Genomic DNA, 24816 nt, shown 5'->3' with positions numbered 1-24816 from the left:
ACCGTGCGTGGGGCACGACGGGAGCGCGGGGGTCGATGAGGGGTGGTGGGGCCGGGTGCTCAGGCCACCTTGGGCTCGGCCGCCGACAGGTCCTGCCCTGTCCAGCGTTCCCAGTTGGCCTTGTCGGGCGAGGTGTTGAACTCGCCGTTGTCGGCGCCGGCGTTGATGTGGTAGTAGTCGAGCACGGCCGCCAGCGGGTTGAAGCCTTCCACCGTCGGGTCGGTGCCCTCGGGGAAGCAGTTGCCCTGGTAGATCTGGTGCACCGGCAGCCAGGCCTGTACGTACTTCTCGGGCTCGCCGTCGAACACGTCCTTGCAGCCGTCGGAGCAGAAGTGGTACTTCATGCCGTGGTAGCTGCTCTCGCGGTAGCAGATCTTGGTGGGGTCGTCGGGCTCGGTGAAGGCCATCGGAATCTGGCAGGTCTGGCACAGCATGGGCAGCGTGTTGTTGAACCAGCGCTTGCCCTGCTTCTCCTGTTCGGCCAGCCACTCGAAGCGCGGGCGGTACAGGCTGTCAAAGGTCTCGGGGTACTTCTCGGCCAGCCAGCTCATCTCGTCGGGCTTGGGTGCCCAGACGTTGAAGTTGGCGGCGTGGCCGTAGTTGTTGAAGATGGCCCAGGCCTCGTGCGAGATGCGGCTCTTTTCCTTCGAGGCGACCTCGTGGTACTTGGGCATGCGGATGCCGTAGCGCGCGAGGTCCTCGAACAGCGCACCGCCGTTCTTCTCGAAATACATCTCCCAGGCTTCGGACCAGCTCATGACGCGCTTGGGCAGCATGTAGTCCATCATCATCGCGACCAGCGTGAGCAGGCGGTAGCCGCGCCAGAACCACTTGTCGACCCACTTCTGCACGATGGGCACGTTGTCCGGGTCCTGCTCGAGGATGAACTTCACCACCTCCAGGCCCAGCGTCATGTGGCGCGACTCGTCGCTCTGCGCCGAGAAGCCGAAGGTGACGGTGGCCATGTCGCCGTTGTAGGCAGCGCCGCTCATGAAGGGCATGAACAGCAGGTTGGTCAGCACGTACTCGAACGAGAACGAGATGGCGGTGATGAACTCGAAGGGCCCCGCGCTCATCGCGTCCTCGAAGTAGCTCTTGGGCACCGACAGGTACCACACGCGGTCGTGCATGTGCTGCGGGTCGTGCAGGCCGTGGAAGTACTTGTTGAAGTGGCTGATGGTGTGGAACTGCGTCTGCGCATGGCGCAGCTCGTCGATCGACTGCATCTGGCAGGCCACGCGCGCGCCCACGCCGCGCAGCGAACGCCCGGCCATGGCATAGCCGCGGTGCGCCGCGTACTCCAGCGGCGAGACGCCGGTGAGGAACAGCTTGAGCGTGTTCAGGTAGCGCGGGTCGCTGATGTTGAACTGGCCGTTGTTCTGCTGGAACGCATCGATGATGGCGTAGAGCTTTTTCTCCTTCTCGCCCTGGAACTTCCAGTAGGCGTCCATCGTGAGGCGGAACGGGTCTTCCCACTTATCCCAGTCGTGGATCTTGATGCCCTCGAACTTGTCGAACGGGAACACGTCGTCCATCGACTGGTAGGTGGTCTCCCAGCCGAGGCCGCGCGTCATCATGGCGTAGCGTTCCTTCAGGCCGAGGCGCGGGGTCGTGGGGGTCTTTGCTGCTGCTTGGGTGGTCATGGCGTGGTCCTTGGTCGTGGTCCGGTGCGGGCTGGGCTCAGGCGCCCCAGTGGAGGGTGAATTCGTCGTCGGTTTCTTCGATGCTTCCGGACAGCGAGATCAGGCTCAGGTGCAGCTCCTGCAGGTCCCAGCGGCGCCCGACCAGGGCTTCGACGCTCTCGCGGCGGATCACGAGGCGGCCGGGCGCGTCGATCTTCACCATCGCGGGGTACTCGGTGACGGTGGCCCCGGGGTTGTCGGCCACGATGGCTTCGACGATGGCGCGTGCGGCCTCGCCGGTCTGCAGCGCGATGAAGACGGGCGGTCGGGACACTTCGGCGGTGGCGGTGGTCATGGGGTGGTCTCCTTGGTTCGATCGGTTCAGGCGGCAGCGCCGGTGCGCACCAGGCGGGCCACGCGCGCATCGAGCGCGGCGTGCAGCGTCTTCAGCACCTCGGCCCCCTGTGCGCCGAGCGCCAGCGCGGCCAGCGGCGCCAGCGCCTGCACGGCCTGGTCGCGCCAGCTCGCGTACCACTGCGCAAGCAGCTCGGCGTTGGCGGGCGACTCGTCGGCGGCGGTCTTCAGCGTGGCGTCGACCCAGCGCACGTTCTCGTCGAACCACTCGTTCATGAACTCGGTCAGCATCGCCAGCGCGTTGCCGGTGGCGGCGCTGTGCGCGTTCACGTAGTGGCGGTAGATCAACGGGTACAGCAGGCCGTCGAGCACGAGGTTCTGGGCCACGAAGACCTCGAACCAGTCCTTGGTGACGAAGAGGTTCTCCATCAGGCGGCGCACGCCCTGCCAGGCCGGGTGCGCAAGCCAGGCTTCCTTGCCGGCGTCCAGCGCGCGGCCCGAGTTGGCGTCGATCTGCAGGCCGACGCGCGAGAGGTACTGCGCGATGCCCAGGCGGTCCATGGCCGCGTAGATGAAGGGCTGCGTGATGGCCGTGCCGTAGCCGTAGCCGCAGCAGTAGCTGTGGTTCATGTTGGCGCCCCACTCGTAGTGGCGCAGCGGCACCAGCACCTGCTGCAGCGACTCGCGCACGCCCGCATCGGCCTGGGCCAGCAGCTGGCGCTTCTCGGCGAACTCGAACTGGCGGTCGGCGCCTTCCCCCTGGCGCGCGCGGGTCATCGTGTACACGCCGTAGTAGTAGTGGCGCGGGTCCTTGAAGCTGTACCAGTCGGCCATCACGAGGGCCGTGCGGCGCTTGTCGTACAGCGCGTGCTGCGGATCCCACAGCGGCCGGTAGTGGAAGTTGGCGGTGGGCTGCATGTCCAGCGTGGCCTCCTGGTAGCGCGAGGCCGGCTTGTCGCCGAGCCGCCGCGCCACATGCGAGAAGGTCTGCCGGATCGGCCGGATGTCCGAGGTCTTGATGTCGACTTGCACGGGGTGTCTCCTTGGTTGTCGCGGGAAAAAATGCAGGGTGGTCGTCAGTGGTCGATGCCGGGCGCGCCGAAGCGCCACTTCATGCGCTCGAAGTCCAGCCGCGCGCCCTCTTCGGTGCTCAGGTGGCGCACCGCGTGGCGCGCGCAGAACTCGCGGAACTGGTCGAACTGCAGCACCAGCTCCACCGCCAGCTCGGGGTCGCCGATGGCGAACTCGAACTCCACGAAGCGCGTGCCGCGCGTGCCGGTGACGCGCACGAAGCACGGCTGGCCGGTCATCTGGGCGGCGCTGCCGCTGCGGGGGTCGGGCTGCATCGAAGGCATCACTTGTTCAATCCATCAACAGGTGGACGGCACCAGCGCCGCCCGGCCTGATAAGGGCAACGGGCGTGCCAGCGTGGCTAAGTGATTGATTTGCATGGGCCCGCTGCGCCTGCGGGCCCGAAGCACCGGGAAGTCCCGGATGCTGGTTTGATCATTTGCTGCAGTGCAGCTTGATCAAATGGTGAAAACCGGAAAACGCCGGCCGGCGTCCGCTCAGGACGTGGGCAGGCCTTCTTTTTTCAGCCGGTAGGCCAGCTGCGGGCGCGTGATGCCCAGGATGCGCGCGGCCTGCGACAGGTTGCCCTTGGCGCGCTGCATCGCGGTCTGCATGAGGCGCTGCTCGAGCGAGGCGATGTCGATGTTCTGCTCGAGTACGCGCTGGCACAGTGCATCCAGCTCGCTCGCGTCGGCGCCCGAAGCAGACGCGCCCGTGGCGACCTTGCCGCTGGCGTCGAGCTGGTTGTCGGGCGGCGCGCCCGGCGGCTGCATCCACAGGTGGCAGGCCTCGATGTCGCCGTGGTCGGGCGCCAGCAGCACGGCGCGCTCGATCACGTTCTCGAGCTCTCGGATGTTGCCGGGCCAGGCGTGCTTGTGCACGTCGAGCGCGGCCTTGTCGGTGAGGCCGCGCAGCTTCTTGCCGTACAGCGCGCTGTACTTCTCGACGAAGCGCGCCACCAGCGCCGGGATGTCGGCAGTGCGCTCGCGCAGCGGCGGAATCTGGATCGGGAAGGTGTTGAGCCGGTAGAACAGGTCGGTGCGGAACTTGCCCGCCTGCATGGCCTGCTGCAGGTTGACGTTGGTGGCGGCCACGATGCGCACGTCGACCTTCGTCGGCTGCTCGGCGCCCAGGCGCTCGACCTCGCCGGTCTGCAGCACGCGCAGCAGCTTGACCTGCGCGGCCAGCGGCAGGTCGCCCACCTCGTCCAGGAACAGGGTGCCGCCGTGCGCGCGCTCGAAGCGCCCGGCGCGCGCATGGTGGGCGCCGGTGTAGGCGCCCTTTTCCACGCCGAACAGCTCGGCCTCGATCAGGTCGGCCGGAATCGCCGCGCAGTTGACGGCAATGAAGGGCTGCTTGCCGCGCGGCCCGTTGTCGTGCAGCCAGCGAGCGAACACTTCCTTGCCCACGCCGGTCTCGCCGAGCAGCAGCACGGTGATGGCGCTGTCGACCGCGCTGCGCATGAGTTCGAAGGCAGCACGGAAACCCGGCGACACGCCGACCAGCTTCTGGTCGTACTCGCGGCGCGGCTGCAGGCGGCGCAGGTGCTGCAGGCCGAGGTTGAAGTCGATGAGCTTCTCGGCCACGTGGTGCTGGCGGAAGTACTCCAGGTAGTGCTCGTCGTTCCACGCCTCGGCGGCCTGGCCGACGATGCGGCAGCGGCTGTCGCCCATGCTGGTGCATTCGACTTCCTTGAACACCACCAGCCGCCCCATGAAGGCGGTGGTGTAGCCCGAGGCGTAGCCGATCTGCGACCAGCACTGCGGGTCTTCCCCGTAGCCGAAGTCGGCCACGTGGGCTTCGCATTCCCAGGAGTTCTCCCAGAGGAATTCGCCGTAGAAATGCTTGGTGGCCACGTCGAGGTCGACCTGCACCTTCTGCACCGAGACGATGCCCTCGATGGAATGCAGGCGCGGCCCGAGCATGAAGGCGTCTTCGGCGCGCATGCCGGCAAGGCGCTCGCGCACGGCCACCTCGCCGTCGCGCAGGCCGGAAGCAAAACCCATGCGCACCAGCAGGCCGCGCGCACGCTCGATGCCCAGCGAGTCGAGCAGTTCTCGGCGCAGTTCGGCGAAGGCCCGGGCATGCATGAGCAGCATGCGCTGCTCGTCCAGCCAGATGTGGCCCGAGCCGGCGCTGAAGCGCAGGAGAGAAAGAAGTTCTCCCACCATGTCCCCTTTACTTGTCTGGAATCCGTTCCTCCTACATTCTCCTGCAAGGACGGACGACAAGGCTGCTCAATCAACAGGCAACGTGGTGCGAAGCCGCGCCAATGCTCGCTCTGCGGGTCCGCCTCCTCAAGCAACCCACAGAGTTATGCACAGAAAGAACGAACAACTGTCATCAGGTTGACTTGGCTGCAACGTAGCCCTTGAACTGCTCTCGCAGCTTGGTCTTCAGCAGCTTGCCGGTGGCTGTATGCGGCAGGCTGTCGACGAAAGCCACGTCGTCGGGCAGCCACCACTTGGCCACGCGTTGCGAAAGAAAAGTGAGCAGTTCCTCGCCCGTGACCTCTGCGCCTGCACGCTTCACGACGATCAGCAGGGGCCGCTCCTGCCATTTCGGATGCGCGATGCCGATCACCGCCGCCTCGGCCACGGCGGGGTGCGCGCTGGCCGCGTTCTCCAGGTCGATCGACGAGATCCACTCGCCGCCCGACTTGATGACGTCCTTGGCGCGGTCGACCAGCTGCACATAACCGTCGGCGTCGATGTTGGCCACGTCGCCGGTCGGAAAGAAGCCCTCGGCATCGAGCACGTCGCCGCCTTCGCTGCGGAAGTAACCGCTCGCAATCCACGGACCGCGCACATGCAGGTGGCCGAAGGCCACGCCGTCGTGCGGCAGGCGCTGGCCGTTCTCGTCGACGATCTTGAGCTCCACGCCCCACACGCCGCGGCCCTGGCGCATCTTGACCGTGGTCTGCTCATCTTTCGGGAGCGCGAGGTGCTTGGGCAGCAGGTTGCCGATCACGCCGATGGGGCTGGTCTCGGTCATGCCCCAGCCCTGCACGAAGTCGGCGCCGAAGTCGCGCTCGAAGCGCTCGATCATGGCGCGCGGCGTGGCGGCGCCGCCCACGCCGATGCGCTTCAGGCCGATGGCGCGGGTGTCGATCTCGGGGTGGGCGTCGAAGTACTGGAACAGCATGAGCCACACGGTGGGCACCGCCTGCGAGAAGCTCACCTTCTCGTCGCGCATCAGTTCGTACAGGCTCTGGCCATCGAGGTGCGGGCCGGGCATGACGAGCTTGGCGCCCACCATCGGCGCCGAGTACGGCATGCCCCAGGCGTTGGCGTGGAACATGGGCACGGCCAGCAGCAGCGTCATCTGCGAGCACACGCCGAAGGTGTCGGGCGCGCATTCCATCAGCGAATGCAGCACGGTGGAGCGATGGCTGTACAGCACGCCCTTGGGGTTGCCCGTGGTGCCCGAGGTGTAGCAAAGCGACGAGGCGGTGCGCTCGTCGAACTCGGGCCAGGTGTAGTCCTCGCTCTGCGCGCCGATGAGCTCGTCGTAGCACAGCAGGTTGGGCACATCGATGGCCGGCATGTGGGCGCGGTCGGTCATGGCGACGAAGGCGCGCACGCTCTTGAGCTTGGGAGCGAGCTTCTCCACCAGCGGCGCGAAGCTGGTGTCGAAGAACAGCACCTTGTCTTCGGCGTGGTTGACGATGTAGTCGATTTGCTCCGGAAAGAGCCGCGGGTTCACCGTGTGCAGCACCGCGCCCGAACCCGACACGCCGTAGTACAGCGCCAGGTGCCGGTAGGTGTTCCACGCCAGCGTGCCCACGCGGTCGCCGGGCGCCACGCCCAGCGCCTTCATCGCGTTGGCCACCTGCTTGGAACGCCGCTGCACCTCGCGGTAGTTGGTGCGGTGCACCGGGCCTTCGACGGTGCGCCCGACGATCTCGACGTGAGGGTGGAAGGTGGCCGCGTGGTCGATGAGCGACGAGATCAGCAGCGGGCGGTCCTGCATCAGTCCGAGCATGGTGTGTGTCTCCTGTGGTTCTTTTGAGCGTGCTCTTGCGAAGGCTACTTCACGGCGATCGAATCGCCCATGGGCTCGAACTCCTTGCCGTTGAACTGCACCAGCTGCAGCGTGTTGAACGGAAAGTAGTCGGTGGCCGAGGTGTTCAGTGCAATGCCCGGCAGCAGCATGCCGGTGCGCATGTTCTTCAGCGTGGTGGCCTGCTTGAGCACGTTCTCGCGCGTGAGGTTGTCGCCCGAGGCCTTGAGCACGGTCTCCATGGCCTGCGCCACGCCGTAGCCGTACACGCCGGCGGCGTTGTTCACGTCCTCATTCGGTGCGTACTTCTTCATGAAGGCCAGGAACTCCTGCGTGGCCGGGTCGTTGGCCCAGCGCGGCTGCGCGGCGTCCTTGAAGAAGGCCATGGCCATGATGCCCTTCGACTTTTCGAGGCCCGCGGGCTCCAGCGTCATCTTCACGTAGGCCGACACGTAGGTGAGGTACTGCTGCTTGGGCTTCCAGCCGATGTCCCACGCCTTGCGGATGGCCTGCGCCGCGAAGCGCGCGGTGGCAAAGTTGACGAACACGTCGGCGCCCGACGACTGCAGCTTGATGATCTGCGAATCGACCGTCGGGTCGGCCACTTCGAAAGAGGCCTCGGCCACCACCATCGACGCCTTGTCGCCCAGGCCCTTCTTCAGGCCCTTGAGCAGGTCCTTGCCGAAGTCGTCGTTCTGGTAGAGCACGGCGATCTTCGCGTTGGGCATCGTCTTGAGGATGTTCTTCGCGTAGAGGCTGCCCTCGCCCTCGTAGCTGGGCATGTAGGGCGTGGTCCAGGGGTAGGCCTTGGGGTCGTTGAAGCGGTCGGCGCCCACGCCCAGGAACAGGTGCGGCACCTTCTTGGCGTTCATGTAGCGCTGGATCGCGGCATTCGATGCCGAGCCCAGGTTGCCGTACACGGCGAGCACCTCGTCCTGCTCGACCAGCTTGCGCACCACCTCGGTGGTGCGCGGCGGCGTGTACTGGTCGTCGTAGCTGATGAGCGTGACCTTGCGGCCGTTGATGCCGCCCTTGTCGTTGACCATCTTGAAGTACGCCTCGTTGACCTTGCCGACGATGCCGTACGACGACACCGGGCCGCTGTAGGGCATAGCCATGCCGAGCTTGATCTCGGTGTCGGAGGCGCCGGTGTCGTACTTCTTCTGCGCGAGGGCCGCGCCGGCGGTGAACAGGAGGGCCGCGCCGCCCAGGGCGGCGGCCAGTCGAACGATGGAGGTCATGGAAGCTTCAGTGGAAAAACGAAAAGGGAGAGATCAGGAAAGAAGCGCTCAGTCGCCCAGCACCTTGCCGAAGGGCTCGTAGCGCGTGCCGTTGAAGCGCACCAGCTGCATGCGCTCGATCGGATAGAAGTCCGTCGGCGAGGTCTTCACCTCGATGCCCGGGTAGAGCATGGGCGGGCTGTACTGCAGGTTGGCCGCCACCTTCATGATGTTGGCGCGCGTGAGGTCGTCGCCCGCCTTGCGCAGCACCTGCTCCAGCGTCTGCGCCGACGAGTAGCCCAGCACGTTGAGCGAATCGCTCAGGTCGCCCGAGGGGTAGTACTTGCTGAACCAGGTCTTGTAGTCCTCGTACTCCTTGGAACCCTTCCACATGTCGTCGGCCGGGTCGCGCAGGTAGGTGGCCGAGATCACGCCCACCGCGTTCTCGGGGCCGGCCGGCTTGATCACCGCCGACACCGACACCGACACGCTCGACAGGTACTGCGTGGGCTTCCAGCCGATGTCGGCCGCCTTGCGGATCGCCTGCGCCGCGAACTTGGGCGTGGTGATGCTGAAGAAGGTGTCGGCGCCCGAAGCCTTCAGGTTGACCATCTGGCTGTCGATGGTCGGGTCGGTCACCTCGTAGGTCGACTGCGCCACGATCATCGTCTTGGCCTTGTCGCCGAGCGCCTCGAGAAAGCCCTTCAGGAAGTCCTTGCCGAAGTCGTCGTTCTGCATGAGCACGGCGATCTTCGCGTTGGGCTTGGTGGAGAGGATGTGCTGCGCGTAGATCTTGCCTTCGGTCTGGTACGTGGGCTGCCAGCCCATGGTCCAGGGGAAGGCCTTCGGGTCGCCGAAGCGCGTGGCGCCCGTGGCCACGAACAGCTGCGGCACCTTCTTGGCGTTCATGTAGCGTTGGATCGCCAGGTTGTGCGCCGTGCCCAGCGGGCCGAAGAGCACCAGCACTTCATCTTGCTCCACCAGCTTGCGCGCCTGCTCCACCGTCTTGGCGGGGTTGTAGGCGTCGTCCAGCGAGATGAACGTGACCTTGCGGCCGTTGATGCCGCCTTCGGCATTGACCTTGGCGAAGTAGCCCGCCGCCGCCTTGCCGATGGTGCCGTAGGCCGACACCGGGCCCGAGTACGGGACGATGTGGCCGATCTTGATCTCGGTGTCGCTCGCGCCCGGGTCGTAGCGCTTCTGGGCCTGCGCCGTGAAGGCCGTGGCGAGGCCGAGCGTGGCGGCCAGGCCGGCGCCGAGCAGGCGGCGGCGCGTGCCGGGGCGGGCGGAAATGAGGGAACGTGTCATGGTGTTGTCTCCGTCGTTCTCGTGAAAAAGAAGCTGCGGCCGCGGGCCTCTTGCCGGCCTTGTATCGGTCTCTTGCGGACCTCGTGCGGCGTTCGGGCTGGATGGTAGGCAGCGCCTCCTGCGCGTCACATCGTCGGAACGGACGATTGAGAGCGGCTGAGGGTTGCCCCTAGCATGAGCCTCGACACGGAGACACACCCACCGCCGCGCAACGCGGCGGGCACCGAAGGCAAGCACCGCATGGACCTCACGCTCAATCCCCGCTACGAAGCCTTTCGCGACGAGCTGCGCGCGTTCCTCGCCACGCACGGCCACCGCTCGGCCTTCGCGCGCACCGCCGAGCGCCCCGACGCCGACGCCCTCGCCTGGCAGCGCCTGCTGCTGGACCACGGCTACGCGGGGCGCACCGTGCCGCGCGACTACGGCGGCCACGGCGCGGCGCCCGACGTCATGGAGTCGCACCTCATCACCGAGGAGTTCGCGCGCGCCGGCGTGGCACCGCCGCTGGGCAACCAGGGCATCTCGATGCTGGTGCCCACCCTGCTCGAGCTGGGCACCGAAGCGCAGCGGCGCGAATGGATCGGCCCCACGCTGCGCGGCGAGGTGGTCTGGTGCCAGGGCTACTCCGAGCCCGGCGCGGGCTCCGACCTGGCCTCGCTGCAGACGCACGCCACCGAAGACGGCGGCGACTTCGTCATCAACGGCCAGAAGATCTGGACCTCGACCGCGCACGTGGCCGACATGATCTTCTGCCTCGTGCGCACCGAGCCCGGCGCCGCGAAGCACGCGGGCATCAGCTACCTGCTGTTCTCCATGAAGACGCCCGGCATCGAGGTGCGCCCGCTCAAGACGATGACGGGCCATGCCGAGTTCAACGAAGTCTTCTTCACCGACGTGCGCGTGCCACAGCACCAGATCGTGGGCCAGCGCGGCGACGGCTGGAAGGTGGCCAACGCCACGCTCAAGCACGAGCGCGGCTCGCTCGGCAACCCCAACCTCACGACCCAGCGCTACCAGGAGCTCGCCACGCTGATGCAGGCCGAGACCGTCGACGGCACGCGCCTCATCGACCAGCCCGTGCTGCGCGACCGCCTGATGCGGCTGCAGGGCCAGGTGCTGGCGCAGAAGTGCCACGGCCTGCGGCTGCTCACGGCCGCGGCCAGGGGCGAAGACCCCGGCCTGGCCGCGCTGGTTGTGAAGCTGCAGGGCTGCGAGCTGCGCCACCAGCTGGCCGCGCTCGCCATCGACGCGCTGGGCGAACTGGGCCTGTTGATGCCCGGCAGCGCGCACCTGCGCGCGCAGGCGCTCTGGCAGGAGCGCTACATGTTCGACCTGGGTTTGATCATCGGCGGCGGCACCGCGCAGATCCAGAAAAACATCATCGCGGAACGCGGGCTGGACATGCCGCGCGAACCCCGCCTCGCCTGATCGGTTGAAAGAAAGCACGCCATGGAATTCGCCCTCTCCGCCGACCAGAAGCTGCTGCAGGACAGCCTGCACCGCGCACTCGAAGGCGCCTGCCCACTCGACCGCGTGCGCCGCGTCGCGGCCGACGACCTGCCGCTGGACCGCGAGGTCTGGCGCACGCTGTGCGAGGTCGGCGTGCCGGCCCTGCTCGTGCCCGAGGCCTTCGGCGGGCTCGGCCTCTCGCTGCTCGATGCCGCGCTGGCCGCCGAGGAATTGGGCCGCCATGTCGCGCCCACGCCTTTTCTGGGCACCGCCGTGCTCGCACCGCTCGCGCTGCGCGAAGCCGGCAGCGCGGCGCAGCAGGATGAATGGCTGCCGCGCCTGGCGGCCGGCGAATGCATCGCCGGCGTGGCCATCGCCGAAGCCGTGGCCGGTGCGCGCGATGGCGCCGGCGTGACGGCGGCGGCCGACGGCACGCTCGACGGCAGCGCGCTCTTCGTGCTCGACGCGGGCGCGGCCGATGTGTTCATCGTGGCCGACCGCGCGGGTGGCCTGCACCTCGTGCGCGCCGATGCACAGGGCCTCACACGCGGTGCGCTGCGCAGCATCGACGCCACGCGCCCGCTCGGTGAGTTGCACTTCGCACAGGTGAAGGCAGAACGACTTCCCAACAGCGGCCCCGCCACGCTCGCGCGCCTGCGCAGCGCGGGCTGGGCCCTGCTCGCCGCCGACACGCTCGGCGCGGGCGAAGCCATGATCGGCCAGGCCGTGGCCTACGCCAAGGAGCGCCGCCAGTTCGGCCGCGTGATCGGCTCCTTCCAGGCCGTGAAGCACCTGTGCGCCGAGATGGCCGCCGCGCTGGAGCCCGGCCGCGCGCTCGTCTGGTACGCGGCGCATGCCTTCGACGCATTGCCCGAAGAAGCCGCGCTGCTCGCCGCGCACGCCAAGTCGCACCTGAGCGAAACCGGCACCTTCGTCGCCCGCACCGCCACCGAGGTGCATGGCGGCATGGGCATCACCGACCTGCTGGGCCTGCATTACTGGTTCAAGCGCATCGGCTTCAACCGCCAGCTGCTCGGCGGGCCCGAGCGCGTGCGCCACCTCGCCGCCGAGATGCAGGGCCTCGTCGCCGCATGACCTCCCACCCTATGACCACCACATCACCCGCCCCCCGCATGCTCGAAGGCCTGCGCATCGTCGACCTCACCACGGTGATCTTCGGCCCCTACTGCACGCAGATCCTCGCGGACCTCGGCGCCGAGGTGGTCAAGGTCGAGCCGCCTGAGGGCGACAGCATCCGCATCATCGGCACGCCGCCCGTCACGCCGCTGATGAGCCCCGTGCACCTGCGGCTGAACCGCGGCAAGCGCTCGGTCGACTGGGACCTGAAGAGCGAGGACGGCCGCGCCGCGATGCGTCGCCTCATCGAGACCAGCGACATCTTCATCCACAACGTGCGCAGCGACGCCATCGCGCGCGCGGGCCTGTCGTACGACGAGGTGCGCGCCATCCGCCCCGACATCGTCTACGTGCACTGCACCGGCTTCGACCAGCGCGGGCCGTATGCCGCGCTGCAGGCCTACGACGACATCATCCAGGCCGCCTCGGGCATCGCTTCGCTGCCGCCCAAGGTCGACGGCAACCCGCAGCCGCGCTACGTGCCGATGACCATGGCCGACAAGGTCTCGGGCCTGCACGCGGCGTATGCCGTGCTCGCCGCCGTGGTGCACCGGCTGCGCACCGGCGAAGGCCAGCAGGTGGAGGTGCCGATGTTCGAGTCGCTCGCCAGCTTCAACCTCGTGGAGCACCTGTGCGACAAGACCTTCGTGCCGCCCACCGGCCCCGCGCTGTACCCGCGCCAGATCGACCCCATGCGCCAGCCCATTCGCACGCGCGACGGCTACATCGCCATTGCGCCCTACCTGGACGACCGCTGGCTGCGCTTCTTCGAGGCCACCGGCCATCCCGAGGTGCTCGAGGCGCCCGAGCTGGCCGACAAGGCGCTACGGCGCAAGCACATGAGCCGCATGTACGAGGCCGCCGCCGCCATCCTGCCCGAGCGCACCACGGCCGAATGGCTCGACATCCTGAAGAAGGCCAACGTGCCCGCGATGCGCGTGAACGACATCGCCGACCTGCCCGACGACCCGCAGCTGCAGGCCACCGGCCTTTTCCGACAGCGCACGCACCCGACCGAAGGCGCGTATCTTGAAGTGCGCCCGCCGGTGCGCTTCTCGGGCTATGCCTACGCCGACCTGTCGCACGCCGCGACACCCGGCCAGCACAGCGCCGAAGTGGCACGCGAGCTGGGCGTGACCCTCATGAACGAACGAAAGAACGCCGCATGACCATGACTGTCTACGACGCCGTCGCAAGCCGCCGCTCGGTGCGCGAATTTCTCGACCGCCCCGTGCCGGCCGACACGATCCGCCGCGTGCTGCAGGCCGCGCTGCGCGCGCCCTCGGGCGGCAACCTGCAACCGTGGCACCTGCACGTGGTGGGCGGCGAGCGCCTGGACGAACTCAAGGCCCTCATGCGCACCCGCGTGCAGGAAACGCCCGGCGGCGAAGGCAGCGAGTACGACATCTACCCGCGCGAGCTGGTCGCGCCGTATCGCGACCGCCGCTTCGCCGTCGGCGAGGCGATGTACGCGCGCCTGGGCATTCCGCGCGAGGACAAGGCCGCGCGTTTGAAGTGGTTTGCGCGCAACTTCCAGTTCTTCGGCGCGCCGCTCGCGCTCTTCTGTACCGTCGACCGCCGCATGGGTCCGCCGCAGTGGTCCGACCTGGGAATGATGTTGCAGAACGTGATGCTGCTGCTGCGCGCCGAGGGCCTGGACAGCTGCCCGCAGGAGTGCTGGGCCATCTACCCCCAGACCATCGGCCGCTTCATCGACCTGCCGCCCGAACGCATGCTCTTCACCGGCATGGCCATCGGCTACGCCGACCGCGACAAGCCCCTCGACGCCCTGGAGACCGAGCGCGCGCCGCTGGACGACGTGGCCGAGTTCATCGGCATCTAGGAAGGCAATCACCCATGGACGATTGGGAAAGCGCCTGGGCGCCGATGGTGGCGCGCGTGGGCGAAGACTTTGCGAACGGCGTGATTCGCTGGGGCGCCGACGTGATCGAGGCCGGCGCCGTGCGCCGCTATGTCGAGGTGCTGGAGTTCGACTGCCCGCTGCACCAGGGGCCCGACGCGGTCGCGCCATCGACCAGCCTCGCCAGCCTCACGCTGCCGCCGATGTGGGCCCCGGGCCAACTGCCCGTGTTCACCAGCGATGCGCGCAACGCCGAACCCGAGCGCAGCCCGCTCAAGGGCACGCGCCCCGAAGGCATGCCGCCCACCACCGCCTACATGGCGACCGACTACGAGGTCGACTACCTGCAACCCGCGCGCCTGGGCGACCGCCTGGGAAGGCGCGGCAACCGGCTTGTGCGCTGCGAACCCAAGGCCACGAAGGTGGGGCGCGGCGCGTTCACGACGTGGGAGTACGACATCGTGAACCAGCGCGAAGAGGTCGTGGCCCGCTGCCGCTTCGGCATGTACCACTACCTGCCGCACTAGCGAACAAGCATCCGATTCAGTGCGGCCTCCCGCACCGGCGCGCCGCCTCCCGTGCGCAGGGCATTGGGTGCTCCCCGCAGCGAAATCAAGGAGGAGGGGCGAAGCCCCGGGGGACATTCGCGGAGGGGAGTACCCGATGTCCTGTGCACGCGCCCTGAACCGACCCACAACGCCTCACAAGCAAAGCAACAAGATGAACTGGCAAACACAACGCCGCTGGGAAGAAGTCAACGAGGGCGACCCCTTGAACCCCGTGCCCTTCCCCCTCACCGTCTACCGCCTCGTGATGGCCGCCGGCGCCAACCGCGACTTCAACGCCATCCACCACAACACCGAGCACGCCCGATCGACCGGCGCCCCCGAGATGTACGCCAACGTGATGCTGCTGCAGGGCATGTGGGAGCGCGCGATTCGCGAGTACATCGGCACGGCCGGTGTGCTGCATGCCATCCGCGGCTTTCGCATGAAGTCGTTCAACACCGCGGGCGACACCGTCACCGTGCGCGGCCAGGTCGAGCGCAAGTGGATCGACGACAACGCCGACGCCGCGCACCGCCACCGCCTCGACCTGCGCCTGTGGAGCGAGAACCGCCACGGCGTGTCCGTCGGCCCCGGCCTGGCCGTCGTGAGCCTGCCGCTCTGACATCGCGCCCAGACAGAAAAACCATCGGAGACAAGACAGACATGCACTACAGCAGATTCACCCGCCGCCACGCCTTCGCGCTGGCAGCCGCCCTGGCCACCGGCAGCGCCTTCGCGCAGCAGCCAACCTGGCCCGACAAACCCATCCGCATGATCGTGCCCTACGCCGCAGGCGGCGGCACCGACGTGTTCGCGCGCATCGTCGCCGAGGGCCTGGGCAAGCGGCTCGGCCAGAGCGTCATCGTCGACAACCGCCCCGGCGGCAACGGGCAGATCGGCATCACCGCCGTGCAGCGCGCACCGGCCGACGGCTACACCGTGCTGTTCTCGCTCACCTCCATCATCCAGAACCCGCTGCTGTACCCCAACGCCGGCTTCGATCCGTTCAAGGACTTCGTGCCCGTGTCGGAAGCCGGGCGCCTGCCCATCGTCTTCACCGTGAGCAACAAGCTCGGCGTCGACACCCTCGACGGCTTCGTAAAGCTCGCGCGCGCCGCGCCCGGCAAGTACTCGTACGGCTCCTACGGCAACGGATCGAGCGCGCACCTGTACGCCGAGGTGCTGCAGGACGCCGCGGGCATCCAGCTGCTGCACGTGCCCTACAAGGGCGAGGCGCCGGCCATCACCGACCTGCTCGGCGGCACCGTCGATGCCGTGTTCGTCTCGGCCAAGGGCGTGGGCCCGCACGTCGCGGCCGGCAAGGCGAAGTCGATCGCCGTGGTCGGCACCGCACGCGCCCCGCTCGCGGCCAGCGTGCCCACCTTCAAGGAACAGGGCTTCGCCGGCATGGAGTCGGTCGGCTGGTTCGGCATCTACCTGCCCGCCGGCACGCCGCAGCCCATCGCGCAGCGCCTCTCAGCCGAGGTGGCCCAGGTGGTGCAAAGCCCCGAACAGGCCGCGCGCATCGAAGGCCTGGGCGTGATCCCGGTCGGCAGCACGCCCGCGCAGCTCACCGCCACCATGCGCGCGGACCAGGCGCGGTGGAAGCAGGTGATCCAGGCCAAGAACATCAAGCTCGATTGAGGCCGCACGCCATGACACGTCTTTCTTCTTCCACGCTCGGCTTCGCGCTGGCCGCCTTGCTCACGCTGCCTGCCGCCGCGCAACAGCCACCGACCGACTACCCCTCGCAACCCGTCACCCTCGTCGTGCCCTTCCCCGCCGGCGGCATCACCGACAACATCGCGCGGCTGGTCGCGCAGGAACTCGGCTCCGCCTGGGGCAAGCCCGTGGTCGTCGACAACCGCGTGGGCGCCAGCGGCACCATCGGCGCCGCTGCCGTCGCACGCGCCCCGAAGGACGGGCACACCGCCCTCTTCACCATCACCACGCACGTGCAGATGCCCGCGCTGCAGCGCAAGCTCTCGTACGACGCGGTGAAAGACTTCGCGGCCGTGTCGCAGATCGGCATCTCGACCTCGGCCCTGGTCGTGACGCCCGACGTGCCCGCCAAGACGCTGGCCGAACTCGTCACGCTGCTCAAGGCCGAGCCCGGAAAGTACTCGTACGGCTCCACCGGCGTGGCGACCACCTCGCACATCTACGGCGAGCTGTTCAAGAAAGAAGCCGGCGTCGACATGCCGCACGTGCCCTACAAGGGCGCCGCGCCCATGGTGACCGACCTGCTGGGCGGCCACATCCGCGTGGCCGTGCTCGACACCGGCACCGCCCTGCCCTACCTGCAAAGCGGCAAGCTGCGCGCGCTGGCGGCACTGGGCACGCAGCGTTCGGCCACGCTGCCGCAGGTGCCGACCTTCCAGCAGGCGGGCTACGCGGGCTTCGAGCCCTATGCGTGGATTGCGCTCTTCCTGCCGGCCGGTACGCCGCAGCCGCGCGTGGACAAGATGTCGAAGGCCGTCGCCGCCATCATCGCCAAGCCCGAGGTGCAAAAGAAGATGCGCGACATGAACATCGAGCCCGCGGGCAGCACAGCCGCCGAGTTCGCCGTGGTGCTGCGCCAGGACGCCGACACCTGGAAGCGCGTGATCGACAAGACCGGCATCCGCCTGGAGGACTGACCGATGACGCCTCCTCCCCTTTTTCGCGGCGCCCTCGAAGGCGTTAAGGTGCTCGACCTCTCGTCCGTGGTGCTCGGCCCGCTGGCCAGCCAGATGCTCGCCGACATGGGCGCCGACGTCATCAAGGTCGAAGCGCCGCAGGGCGACCTGGCCCGCTCGGTCGGGCCCGCGCGCCACAAGGGCATGTCGTCGCTGTACCTGTCGTGCAACCGGAACAAGCGCAGCCTCGTGCTCGACCTGAAGCAACCCGCCGCGCGCGAGGTACTCGACACGCTGGTGCGCGGCAGCGACGTGCTCGTGCATTCGGTGCGCACCGACGCAGCGGCGCGCATCGGCATCGACGCGGCGCGGCTGCGGGAACTCAACCCGCGCCTCGTGAGCGCGCACGTCAAGGGCTTCTCGGACGAGGGGCCGCATGCGGGCCTGCCGGCCTTCGACGACATCATCCAGGCCGCATCGGGCCTGGCGCAGCTGCAATCGATCTACACCGGCGAGCCGCGCTACATGCCCGCGCTCGTGGCCGACAAGACCACGGCGTTGTACGCGGCGTATGCCATCGTCACCGCGCTGTTCCACCGCGAACGCAGCGGCCAGGGGCAGGCGGTCGACGTGCCGATGTTCGAGACCATGACCGCCTTCAACATGGTGGAGCACCTGTGGGGCCACACCTTCCAGCCGCCCATCGACGACATGGTGTACGGCTCGATCCGCTCCGGCGTACGCAAACCTTTTCGCACGGCCGACGGCTACATCGCGCTGGTGCCCTACACCGACGCGCAGTGGCTGCGCTTCTTCGAGGTGGTGGGCCGCCCCGAGCTGCGCGAGGACGAACGCTTTGCCACGCTGGCAGCGCGCGTGCGCAACCACACGGTGGTGTTCGGCGAACTCGAACGCGCCACCGGCGCGCGCACCACGGCCGAATGGGTCGCGGCGTTCCGCCAGGCCGACATTCCGGCGATGCCGATCCAGACGCTGCAGCAGCTGCCCGACGATCCGCAGCTGAAAGCCAGCGGCCTGTGGCACGACGCCGAGCACCCGACCGAAGGCACGCTGCGTTTTCCCGGCGTGCCGTTCACGCTGTCGGCCACGCCGGGCGGCGTGCAGCGGCTTGCGCCGTCGCTGGGCGAGCACACGGACGAGGTGCTGGGGGAGTTCGGGTTCGAACGCGCGGCGGTCGATGCGCTGGTGACCGCCGGCGTGGTGGCGCGGGCCTGAGGTCTATTCGAGTTTCAGGTTCATGTCCTTGATGAGCCGCGACCACAGCAGGTTCTCGCGCCGCACCGCCGCCATCAACTCGCCCGGCCCTTCACCCGAAGGCTCCAGCCCCAGGCCGATCATGCGTTCCTGCAGATCAGGCTGCGCCACGGCCTGGCGCACCGCGCCGGCGAGCTTGTCGATGGCCGGCTGCGGCGTGCCGGTGGGCGCGAAGAAGCCCCAGAATCCGCCGTGCTCGTAGCCCTTGAAGCCCTGCTCGGTGAAGGTGGGGATCTGCGGCGCGAGCGGCATGCGGCGCGTGCCGAACACGCCCAGCAATTTCGCGCGGCCCGACTTCGCGTGCGGCAGCGCTTCGCCCATGGTGACGAAGCCGCCCTGCACCTGGCCGCCGAGGATGTCGATCATCAGCGGCGCGCCGCCCTTGTAGGGCACGTGCGTCATCTGCAGGCCCTCGTCGCGCATCAGCTTCTCGCCGTAGAGGTGGCCCGACGAGCCCTGCCCCGCCGAGCCGAAGCTCAGCTTGCCGGGCTGCGCCTTGGCCATGGCGACGAACTCGCGCATGCTCCTGGCCGGCACGCCCTCGCCCACCGCGAACACGAGCAGGCCGTAGTTCGACAGCGACACGGGCGCGAAGTCCTTGAACACGTCGTAGCCGGGCTTGGCCATCAGCAGCGGTGCAAGCACGAAGGAGTTGACGGCGAACAGCAGCGTGTGGCCGTCGGCCGGAGCCTTGGCCACGAAGGACGCGGCAATGGCGCCGTTGGCACCCGGCTTCGGGTCGATGAGCACCGGCTGGCCCAGCGGCTTGGCGATGCGTTCGCCGATGGTGCGCGCGATGCCGTCGACCAGCCCACCGGCCGCCGACGACACGATCACCTTGATCGGCTGGGTCGGGTAGGCGTCGGCCGCCTGCGCCTTCGGCAAGGCACCGAGCGCGGGGGCCAGCAGTCCGCTCGCGCCCCATTGCGCGAATCGACGTCGTTGCAGCATGAAGAGGTCTCCTGTTGGTTTTCTTGACGATGAAAGCGGTTCAGCCCGCCGCGCCCCACACGGCCAGCGCATCGAGCGCCTCGACCGTGCGGCCGTCCACCCGCAGCGGGTTGACTTCGAGCGAGACCAGTTCGGGGCCGAGCGCAAGCGCGGCGTTGCCGATGGCGGCCACGGCTTCGGCGATGGCGTCGCGGTCGGCCGCGGGCGCGCCGCGCCAGCCGTCGAGCAGGCGCGCACCGCGCAGCTCGGCCAGCATGTCCTTCACCTCGGCGGGCGTCACGGGCAGCAGGCGCAGGCTGGTGTCGCGCAGCGCCTCGACCCAGATGCCGCCGAGCCCCACGGCCAGCGCCGGGCCCCACTGCGGATCGCGCACGGTGCCCACGAACAGTTCGAGCCCGCCCTGGCGCATGGGTGCGACGAGGATGCCGTCGATCTCGGCCTCGGGCCGCGCCGCGCGCACGCGCGCGTCCATCGCCAGCCAGGCGGCGCGCACCGCGTCAGCGCCCTGCAGGTTGAGCGCCACGCCGCCGACCTCGGTCTTGTGGGCGATCTGCGCCGAGGCGATCTTCAGCACGACCGGGCCGCCGAGTTCCTGCGCAATGCGCGCGGCCTCGTCGGCACTGCGCGACAGGCGCACGGGCACCACCGGCACGCCGCGCTGCGAGAGCCAGTCGAGCGTCTCGCGCTCGGAACGCAACGGCTGCGAGGGTGGCGTAGCCGGCACAGCAGCAGCGACACCTTGCGCTTGTTGACGCCGGCGCAGCGTTTCAGACCAGCGGTGCACCGCCCCCGCCGCGCTCATCGCGTGGTGAATGCCGCAGGCGATGTGGCGGATGCCGGTTTCGGCGATGAGTTCGCGCGATCGCTCGCTCACCTGCATCACGTAGTGGCTGCAGACGATGGCGGGCACCGGGCTGGCGGCCAGGCCGCGCGCCACCTGCGCGAGCACGGCGCGGTTCAGCGGCGTGTCGTTGGCCGGCGCGTTGGGCACGTCGGCCACGACGATGGCAGCGCCCAGCGCGGGGTCGCGCACCAGCGCTTCGAGCGCGTTGCCGAACAGCTCGGGCTGCAGCATGGCGGCGCCGGTCACGTCCAGCGGGTTCTGCGGCGTGCCGTAGCCCGGCAGCACCTCGCGCAGCGCGGCCTCGGTGGTGGGCGCGAGCGGCGTGAGCACCAGGCCTTCTTCCTCGGCGCGCTCGGCAAAGATCTCGCACATGCCGCCCGACATCGACACCGCCGCCAGCCCGCCGGCCGCGAAGGGCCCGGTCATGCTGGCGAAGGCGGCGGTGAACACCAGGTCTTCGATGGAGCGCACGCGCATCAGGCCCAGGCGCTGGCACATGGCGTCGAACACGCGGTCGTCGCCCACCAGCGAGCCGGTGTGGGCCTGCGCGGCCTGCGCCGTGATCTCGCTGCTGCCCATCTTCAGCACCACGATCGGCTTGGCCACGGCCAGCGCGCGCTCGGCCGCGGCGGCAAAGCGCTGCGGGTCGCGCACAGTCTCGGCGAACACGGCGATGGAACCCGTGTGCTCGTCGTCCACCAGGTAGTCGATGACCTCGGCGATGTCGATGTCCGACTCGTTGCCGGTCGACACCATGCGGCTCAGGCCGATGCCGTGCACCTGCGCCATGAACGACAGCTGCCCCGCCAGCGCGCCGCTTTGCGACACGATGCCCAGCGTGCCCGCCGGCAGCGGCTCGCGCAGCGAGGCGGTCCACACGGCCGAGCGGTCGACGAAGTTGACGAAGCCCAGGCAGTTCGGCCCGAGGATGCGCAGGCCGCGCGATCGCGCCTTGGCCGTGAGCAGGCGCTGGCGCTCGCGGCCTTCCTCGCCGGCTTCGGCAAAGCCCGAGCTCAGCAGCACCGCGTTGCCGATGCCCGCGCGCTGCAGGTCGGCCAGCGCATCGTCGAGCGCGTCGGCCGGCACCATCAGCAGCGCCGTGTCGACCGGCTCGCCGATGGCCTCGGCCGAGGTGGCCGCCGCCATGCCATGGAAGCTCCCGCCGCGCCGGTTGACCGGGTAGAGCTGGCCCGCGTAGCCCAGCGTGCGCAGGCTGGCGAGCGCCGCGTTGGACCACACCGAGCGCTCGGTGGCGCCGACGAAGGCGATGGCCTTGGGATGGAGGAAGCAGTGAAGAGAAGAAGAGGAAGAAGAAGTCATGGCAGCAGGAAGAAAGGTCGGGTTCAGTCGTCGAGCTTGATGCGCAGGTCGCTCACGAAGCGCTTCTCGTCGGCATAGGTCTTGTGCGCCCAGGCCGTGTAGGCGGGGCTGTCCATGTAGAACCTGACGTAGTCGTTGAGGTCGAGCGTTCGCAGGAACTCGGGGTCGTCCACGGCCTTGCGGAAGGCCTCCTGCAGCGCCTGCACCACCTTCGGGTCCATGCCGCGCGGGCCGGCGATGCCCCACGAGCCGTTGGCCACCACGTCGTAGCCCAGCTCCTTCACGGTCGGCACGTTCAGCCGCGTGGGCGAGCGCGCCTCGTTGAAGGTGGCCAGCAGGCGCACGCGCCCGCCCCCCACGGCGGCGCCGAAGCCGGCCTCGGAGACCGCGTCCACATGGCCGCCCATGAGCGCGTTGTACAGCTCGGCCGCGCCCTTGAAGGGAATGAAGTTGAACTTCACGCCGGCCAGCGCGGCCAGCCGCTCCATCGACACGTGCGAGGTGCCGCCGCGCCCGGTGGTGCCGTACGACACCTCGCCCGGTTTGGCCTTGGCCGCGGCCAGCAGCGCGTTCAGGTCTTTCCACGGCGCGTCCTGGCGCACCGTGATGCCCAGCGTGGCGGCCGTCACGTTGGCCACGTAGGTGAAGTCGGTGGCCGGGTCGTAGCTCACCTTCTGCAGGTGCGGCAACCGGTACAGCGAACTCAGCATGAGCGACAGCGTGTAGCCGTCGGGCGCGGCCTTGCGCGCCATGGTGGTCGGCGCCAGCGTGGCGGCCACGCCGGGCTGGTTGAGGATCACGATCTGCTGCTTCAGCTCGCGCGAGGCCGCCAGCGCCAGCGCGCGTGCCTGCACGTCGGTGGCGCCGCCCGCGGGGTAGGGCACCAGCAGCGTGATCGGCTGCTTGCCGAACAGGCCCTGGGCGCGCGCCAGGAAGGGCAGCGTGGTGCCCGCGGCGGCGAGCGCCACGCCGTGGATCAGGCGGCGGCGCGCCGGGTCGGTCGGGAAGGAATGCATGGCTTGTCTCCGGTCGGTCGAATCTGTCGTTCTGCGGCGATGGTCGCGCGCAGCCCTTGGCCGGTCACCGTCGCTTCGGACGACTTTGGCCGCCAGGGCGCTTCCGATCCCGTCGCTTCCGACGATGCCGGCGCGGCGCGTCCCTTCCATACTCGGCGCGCAACAACGCATCGACCGACGGAGACCGCAGTCCATGGACCTCACCCAGCCCCTGCACAAGGCCCTGCAGGAACGCCCCGGCGCCACCGCCCTCGTGTGCGGCGAGCGCCGCAGCACCTTTGCCCAGTTCGTCGACCGCGTGGCGCGGCTGGCGGCCGTGCTGCAGTCGCTGGGCCTGCAGCCCGGCGACCGCGTGGGCCTGCTGGCGCTGAACTCCGACCGCTACGTGGAGTACCTCTACGCCACCTGGTGGGCGGGCGGCGTGATCAACCCCGTCAACATCCGCTGGAGCGCGCGCGAGGTCGCGTACTCGCTGGACGACTGCGACACACGCATCCTGCTGTCCGACGCGCACTTCGGCGCCGTGGCGCAGCAGCAGCGCGAACTCGCGCGCTCGCTGAAGACGCTGGTGCACTTCGGCGACGGCCCCGCGCCCGACGGCATGGCCGATGCCGAAGCCCTCATGGCGCAGGCGCAGCCCGTGCCCGACGCGCGGCGCGGCGGCGCCGACCTGGCCGCAGTGATGTACACCGGCGGCACCACCGGCCTGCCCAAGGGCGTGATGCTCACGCACGGCAACCTCTACACCGGCCAGCTCTCGGCCAACATGGCCGCCACGCGCCCCGCCGAGGCCGTGGGCCTGAACATGGCGCCCATGTTCCACGTGGGCGGCACCGGCCTCACGCTGCAGCTGATGATGCGGCTGTGCACGCAGGTCATCATTCCGGCCTTCGACGAAGTGAAGGTGCTCGAGGCGATCCAGAACGAGCGCGCCAGCGAGACCTTCATGGTGCCCACCATGCTCAAGCGGCTCATCGAGCACCCGCGCTTCGGCGAGTTCGACACCACGCCGCTGCAGCTGGTGCTGTACGGCGCCGCGCCCATCGACGACGCGCTGCTGCTGCAGGCCATCGACAAGCTGCCGCGCGCGGGCTTCTGCCAGCTCTACGGCATGACCGAGCTGTCGCCCGTGGTCACCGTGCTGCCCACCTGGTGCCACCACCCTGACCAGCCGGCCGCGCGCCGCCGCTCGGCCGGGCGGCCCGTGCCCATCGCCGAAGTGCGCATCGTCGATGCCGAAGGCCAGCCTGTGCCGAACGGCACCGTCGGCGAGATCGCCGCGCGCGGGCCGATGGTGATGGCCGGCTACTGGAACAAGCCCGAACAGACCGTCGAGGTGCTCCGCGATGGCTGGATGCACACCGGCGACGGTGGCGTGATGGACGCCGACGGTTTCGTCTACGTGGTCGACCGGCTCAAGGACATGATCGTGAGCGGCGGCGAGAACATCTACTCGGCCGAGGTCGAGAACGCCATCACGCAACTTCCGCAGGTCTCGATGTGCGCCGTGGTCGGCGTGCCCGACGACCAGTGGGGCGAGCGCGTGCATGCCGTGGTCGTGCTGCGCGCCGGCGAGGCCCTGAGCGCCGAGGCGCTGGTGGCGCACTGCAAGACGCTGATCGCCGGCTACAAGTGCCCGCGCAGCGTGGAGTTTCGCGCCGAGATTCCGCTGTCACCGGCGGGGAAGATGCTCAAGTACAAGCTGCGCGAGCCGCACTGGGAAGGGCGCGCGCGCAAGGTGGGGTGACGCGCCGGCGGTGTGTGTGCGGATGTGTGCGGGTGTGTTTCACCTGCTTGGGGTATGGTGGCGGGCCGCCACCTGCACCTGCACCTTCTGCGACATGCACCGCCGCCTCCTCGCTCTCGCCCTGCCCTGCTTTCTGCTCCTTGGCCTGTCGCCCGCCTTTGCGAACGGCAGCCTGCAGTGCGACGGCCGGCCGTATGCGGTCGAGATCCAGTTCAGCCTCTCGACCGGCCAGCTGACCGAACTGGTCGTCGCGCGCACCGGCCCAGGCACCGAGGGGAGCGAGCGCTTCACCCTGCAGCAGCGCTTCGTCGACCATCGCCAGCAGCTCATCCGCGCGCGCGGCACCGGCCTCGAACGGCCACAGGTGGCCGTGGCGCTGCGCGTGGCCGGCGCGACGGGCACGCTCAGCTACCGCGGCGCGCAGTACGAGCTGCGTTGCAGCTGGACCGCGCTGGGCTGATCCACCCTTCACG

22 protein-coding genes are annotated in these 24816 nt (G+C 68.9%); 11 read left to right on the top strand and 11 right to left on the bottom strand.

Annotated elements, in window-relative coordinates:
• Window positions 1-59 precede the first annotated feature (59 nt).
• The 8 genes from AC07Q9_RS20535 to AC07Q9_RS20500 all read right to left on the bottom strand — a co-directional run bounded on the left by AC07Q9_RS20535 (window position 60) and on the right by AC07Q9_RS20500 (window position 9577).
• Entirely contained in the window at window positions 60-1643 is a 1584-nt protein-coding gene (locus tag AC07Q9_RS20535) for an aromatic/alkene/methane monooxygenase hydroxylase/oxygenase subunit alpha (RefSeq protein ID WP_495311637.1), read from the bottom strand.
• A 37-nt stretch (window positions 1644-1680) separates the two neighbouring features.
• Window positions 1681-1977 carry an MmoB/DmpM family protein gene (locus AC07Q9_RS20530; protein WP_174250302.1) on the bottom strand — a complete coding sequence of 99 codons (297 nt, stop codon included), beginning with the start codon at window positions 1975-1977 and terminating at the stop codon, window positions 1681-1683.
• Window positions 1978-2003: 26 nt separating this feature from the next.
• Window positions 2004-3008: an aromatic/alkene monooxygenase hydroxylase subunit beta gene (locus tag AC07Q9_RS20525; protein ID WP_489061726.1), complete on the bottom strand. Its 1005-nt coding sequence runs from the start codon at window positions 3006-3008 to the stop codon at window positions 2004-2006.
• A 44-nt stretch (window positions 3009-3052) separates the two neighbouring features.
• On the bottom strand, window positions 3053-3322 hold the full coding sequence (locus tag AC07Q9_RS20520) for a phenol hydroxylase subunit (protein ID WP_174250303.1): 270 nt from the start codon (window positions 3320-3322) through the stop codon (window positions 3053-3055).
• Window positions 3323-3544: 222 nt separating this feature from the next.
• Entirely contained in the window at window positions 3545-5218 is a 1674-nt protein-coding gene (locus AC07Q9_RS20515) for a sigma 54-interacting transcriptional regulator (protein WP_492698655.1), read from the bottom strand.
• Window positions 5219-5390: 172 nt separating this feature from the next.
• Window positions 5391-7031, bottom strand: a complete 1641-nt coding sequence (locus AC07Q9_RS20510; RefSeq protein WP_487849669.1) for a 3-(methylthio)propionyl-CoA ligase — start codon at window positions 7029-7031, stop codon at window positions 5391-5393.
• A gap of 44 nt (window positions 7032-7075) precedes the next feature.
• Complete coding sequence (locus tag AC07Q9_RS20505; RefSeq protein ID WP_062475166.1) at window positions 7076-8290, bottom strand: ABC transporter substrate-binding protein; 1215 nt, start codon at window positions 8288-8290, stop codon at window positions 7076-7078.
• A gap of 48 nt (window positions 8291-8338) precedes the next feature.
• Window positions 8339-9577, bottom strand: a complete 1239-nt coding sequence (locus AC07Q9_RS20500; RefSeq protein ID WP_495311636.1) for an ABC transporter substrate-binding protein — start codon at window positions 9575-9577, stop codon at window positions 8339-8341.
• A 174-nt stretch (window positions 9578-9751) separates the two neighbouring features.
• On the opposite strand from AC07Q9_RS20500, the gene AC07Q9_RS20495 reads away from it, so the two are divergent.
• The 9 genes from AC07Q9_RS20495 to AC07Q9_RS20455 all read left to right on the top strand — a co-directional run bounded on the left by AC07Q9_RS20495 (window position 9752) and on the right by AC07Q9_RS20455 (window position 18426).
• Window positions 9752-11005: an acyl-CoA dehydrogenase family protein gene (locus AC07Q9_RS20495; protein WP_495311635.1), complete on the top strand. Its 1254-nt coding sequence runs from the start codon at window positions 9752-9754 to the stop codon at window positions 11003-11005.
• Window positions 11006-11026: 21 nt separating this feature from the next.
• A complete protein-coding gene (locus tag AC07Q9_RS20490; RefSeq protein ID WP_495311634.1) occupies window positions 11027-12121 on the top strand; it encodes an acyl-CoA dehydrogenase family protein in 1095 nt (364 codons plus the stop codon).
• Window positions 12122-12132: 11 nt separating this feature from the next.
• A complete protein-coding gene (locus AC07Q9_RS20485) occupies window positions 12133-13332 on the top strand; it encodes a CaiB/BaiF CoA transferase family protein (protein WP_495311633.1) in 1200 nt (399 codons plus the stop codon).
• Between the two features lie 2 nt (window positions 13333-13334).
• Window positions 13335-14006 (top strand): nitroreductase, encoded by a 672-nt coding sequence (locus tag AC07Q9_RS20480; protein ID WP_139704416.1) that lies wholly within the window; start codon window positions 13335-13337, stop codon window positions 14004-14006.
• Between the two features lie 14 nt (window positions 14007-14020).
• On the top strand, window positions 14021-14551 hold the full coding sequence (locus AC07Q9_RS20475; RefSeq protein WP_495311632.1) for a hypothetical protein: 531 nt from the start codon (window positions 14021-14023) through the stop codon (window positions 14549-14551).
• Window positions 14552-14744: 193 nt separating this feature from the next.
• Window positions 14745-15194 (top strand): hotdog family protein, encoded by a 450-nt coding sequence (locus AC07Q9_RS20470; RefSeq protein WP_495311631.1) that lies wholly within the window; start codon window positions 14745-14747, stop codon window positions 15192-15194.
• Between the two features lie 41 nt (window positions 15195-15235).
• Window positions 15236-16216: a Bug family tripartite tricarboxylate transporter substrate binding protein gene (locus AC07Q9_RS20465; RefSeq protein ID WP_495311630.1), complete on the top strand. Its 981-nt coding sequence runs from the start codon at window positions 15236-15238 to the stop codon at window positions 16214-16216.
• An 11-nt stretch (window positions 16217-16227) separates the two neighbouring features.
• Window positions 16228-17211 carry a Bug family tripartite tricarboxylate transporter substrate binding protein gene (locus tag AC07Q9_RS20460; protein WP_495311629.1) on the top strand — a complete coding sequence of 328 codons (984 nt, stop codon included), beginning with the start codon at window positions 16228-16230 and terminating at the stop codon, window positions 17209-17211.
• Between the two features lie 3 nt (window positions 17212-17214).
• Window positions 17215-18426, top strand: coding sequence for a CaiB/BaiF CoA transferase family protein (locus tag AC07Q9_RS20455; protein WP_495311628.1), 1212 nt, complete (start codon window positions 17215-17217; stop codon window positions 18424-18426).
• Between the two features lie 3 nt (window positions 18427-18429).
• Here the strand turns inward: AC07Q9_RS20455 and AC07Q9_RS20450 are convergent, their stop codons facing one another.
• The 3 genes from AC07Q9_RS20450 to AC07Q9_RS20440 are packed head-to-tail and all read right to left on the bottom strand — an operon-like array spanning window position 18430 to window position 22596.
• Window positions 18430-19416 (bottom strand): Bug family tripartite tricarboxylate transporter substrate binding protein, encoded by a 987-nt coding sequence (locus AC07Q9_RS20450; RefSeq protein ID WP_493195694.1) that lies wholly within the window; start codon window positions 19414-19416, stop codon window positions 18430-18432.
• Window positions 19417-19456: 40 nt separating this feature from the next.
• Entirely contained in the window at window positions 19457-21580 is a 2124-nt protein-coding gene (locus AC07Q9_RS20445) for an acetate--CoA ligase family protein (RefSeq protein WP_495311627.1), read from the bottom strand.
• A gap of 23 nt (window positions 21581-21603) precedes the next feature.
• Window positions 21604-22596, bottom strand: coding sequence for a tripartite tricarboxylate transporter substrate binding protein (locus AC07Q9_RS20440; protein WP_495311626.1), 993 nt, complete (start codon window positions 22594-22596; stop codon window positions 21604-21606).
• A gap of 193 nt (window positions 22597-22789) precedes the next feature.
• On the opposite strand from AC07Q9_RS20440, the gene AC07Q9_RS20435 reads away from it, so the two are divergent.
• Together AC07Q9_RS20435 and AC07Q9_RS20430 are read left to right on the top strand one after the other, a co-directional pair.
• Complete coding sequence (locus AC07Q9_RS20435) at window positions 22790-24343, top strand: long-chain-fatty-acid--CoA ligase (RefSeq protein ID WP_495311625.1); 1554 nt, start codon at window positions 22790-22792, stop codon at window positions 24341-24343.
• Window positions 24344-24437: 94 nt separating this feature from the next.
• Window positions 24438-24803 (top strand): hypothetical protein, encoded by a 366-nt coding sequence (locus AC07Q9_RS20430; protein WP_495302344.1) that lies wholly within the window; start codon window positions 24438-24440, stop codon window positions 24801-24803.
• Window positions 24804-24816: the final 13 nt, after the last annotated feature.

The sequence above is a fragment of the Variovorax sp. GW821-FHT09A10 genome, from assembly GCF_059418385.1.
Note: the sequence above shows the minus strand (reverse complement) of the source record. Positions and strands in the feature narration are given on the sequence as shown.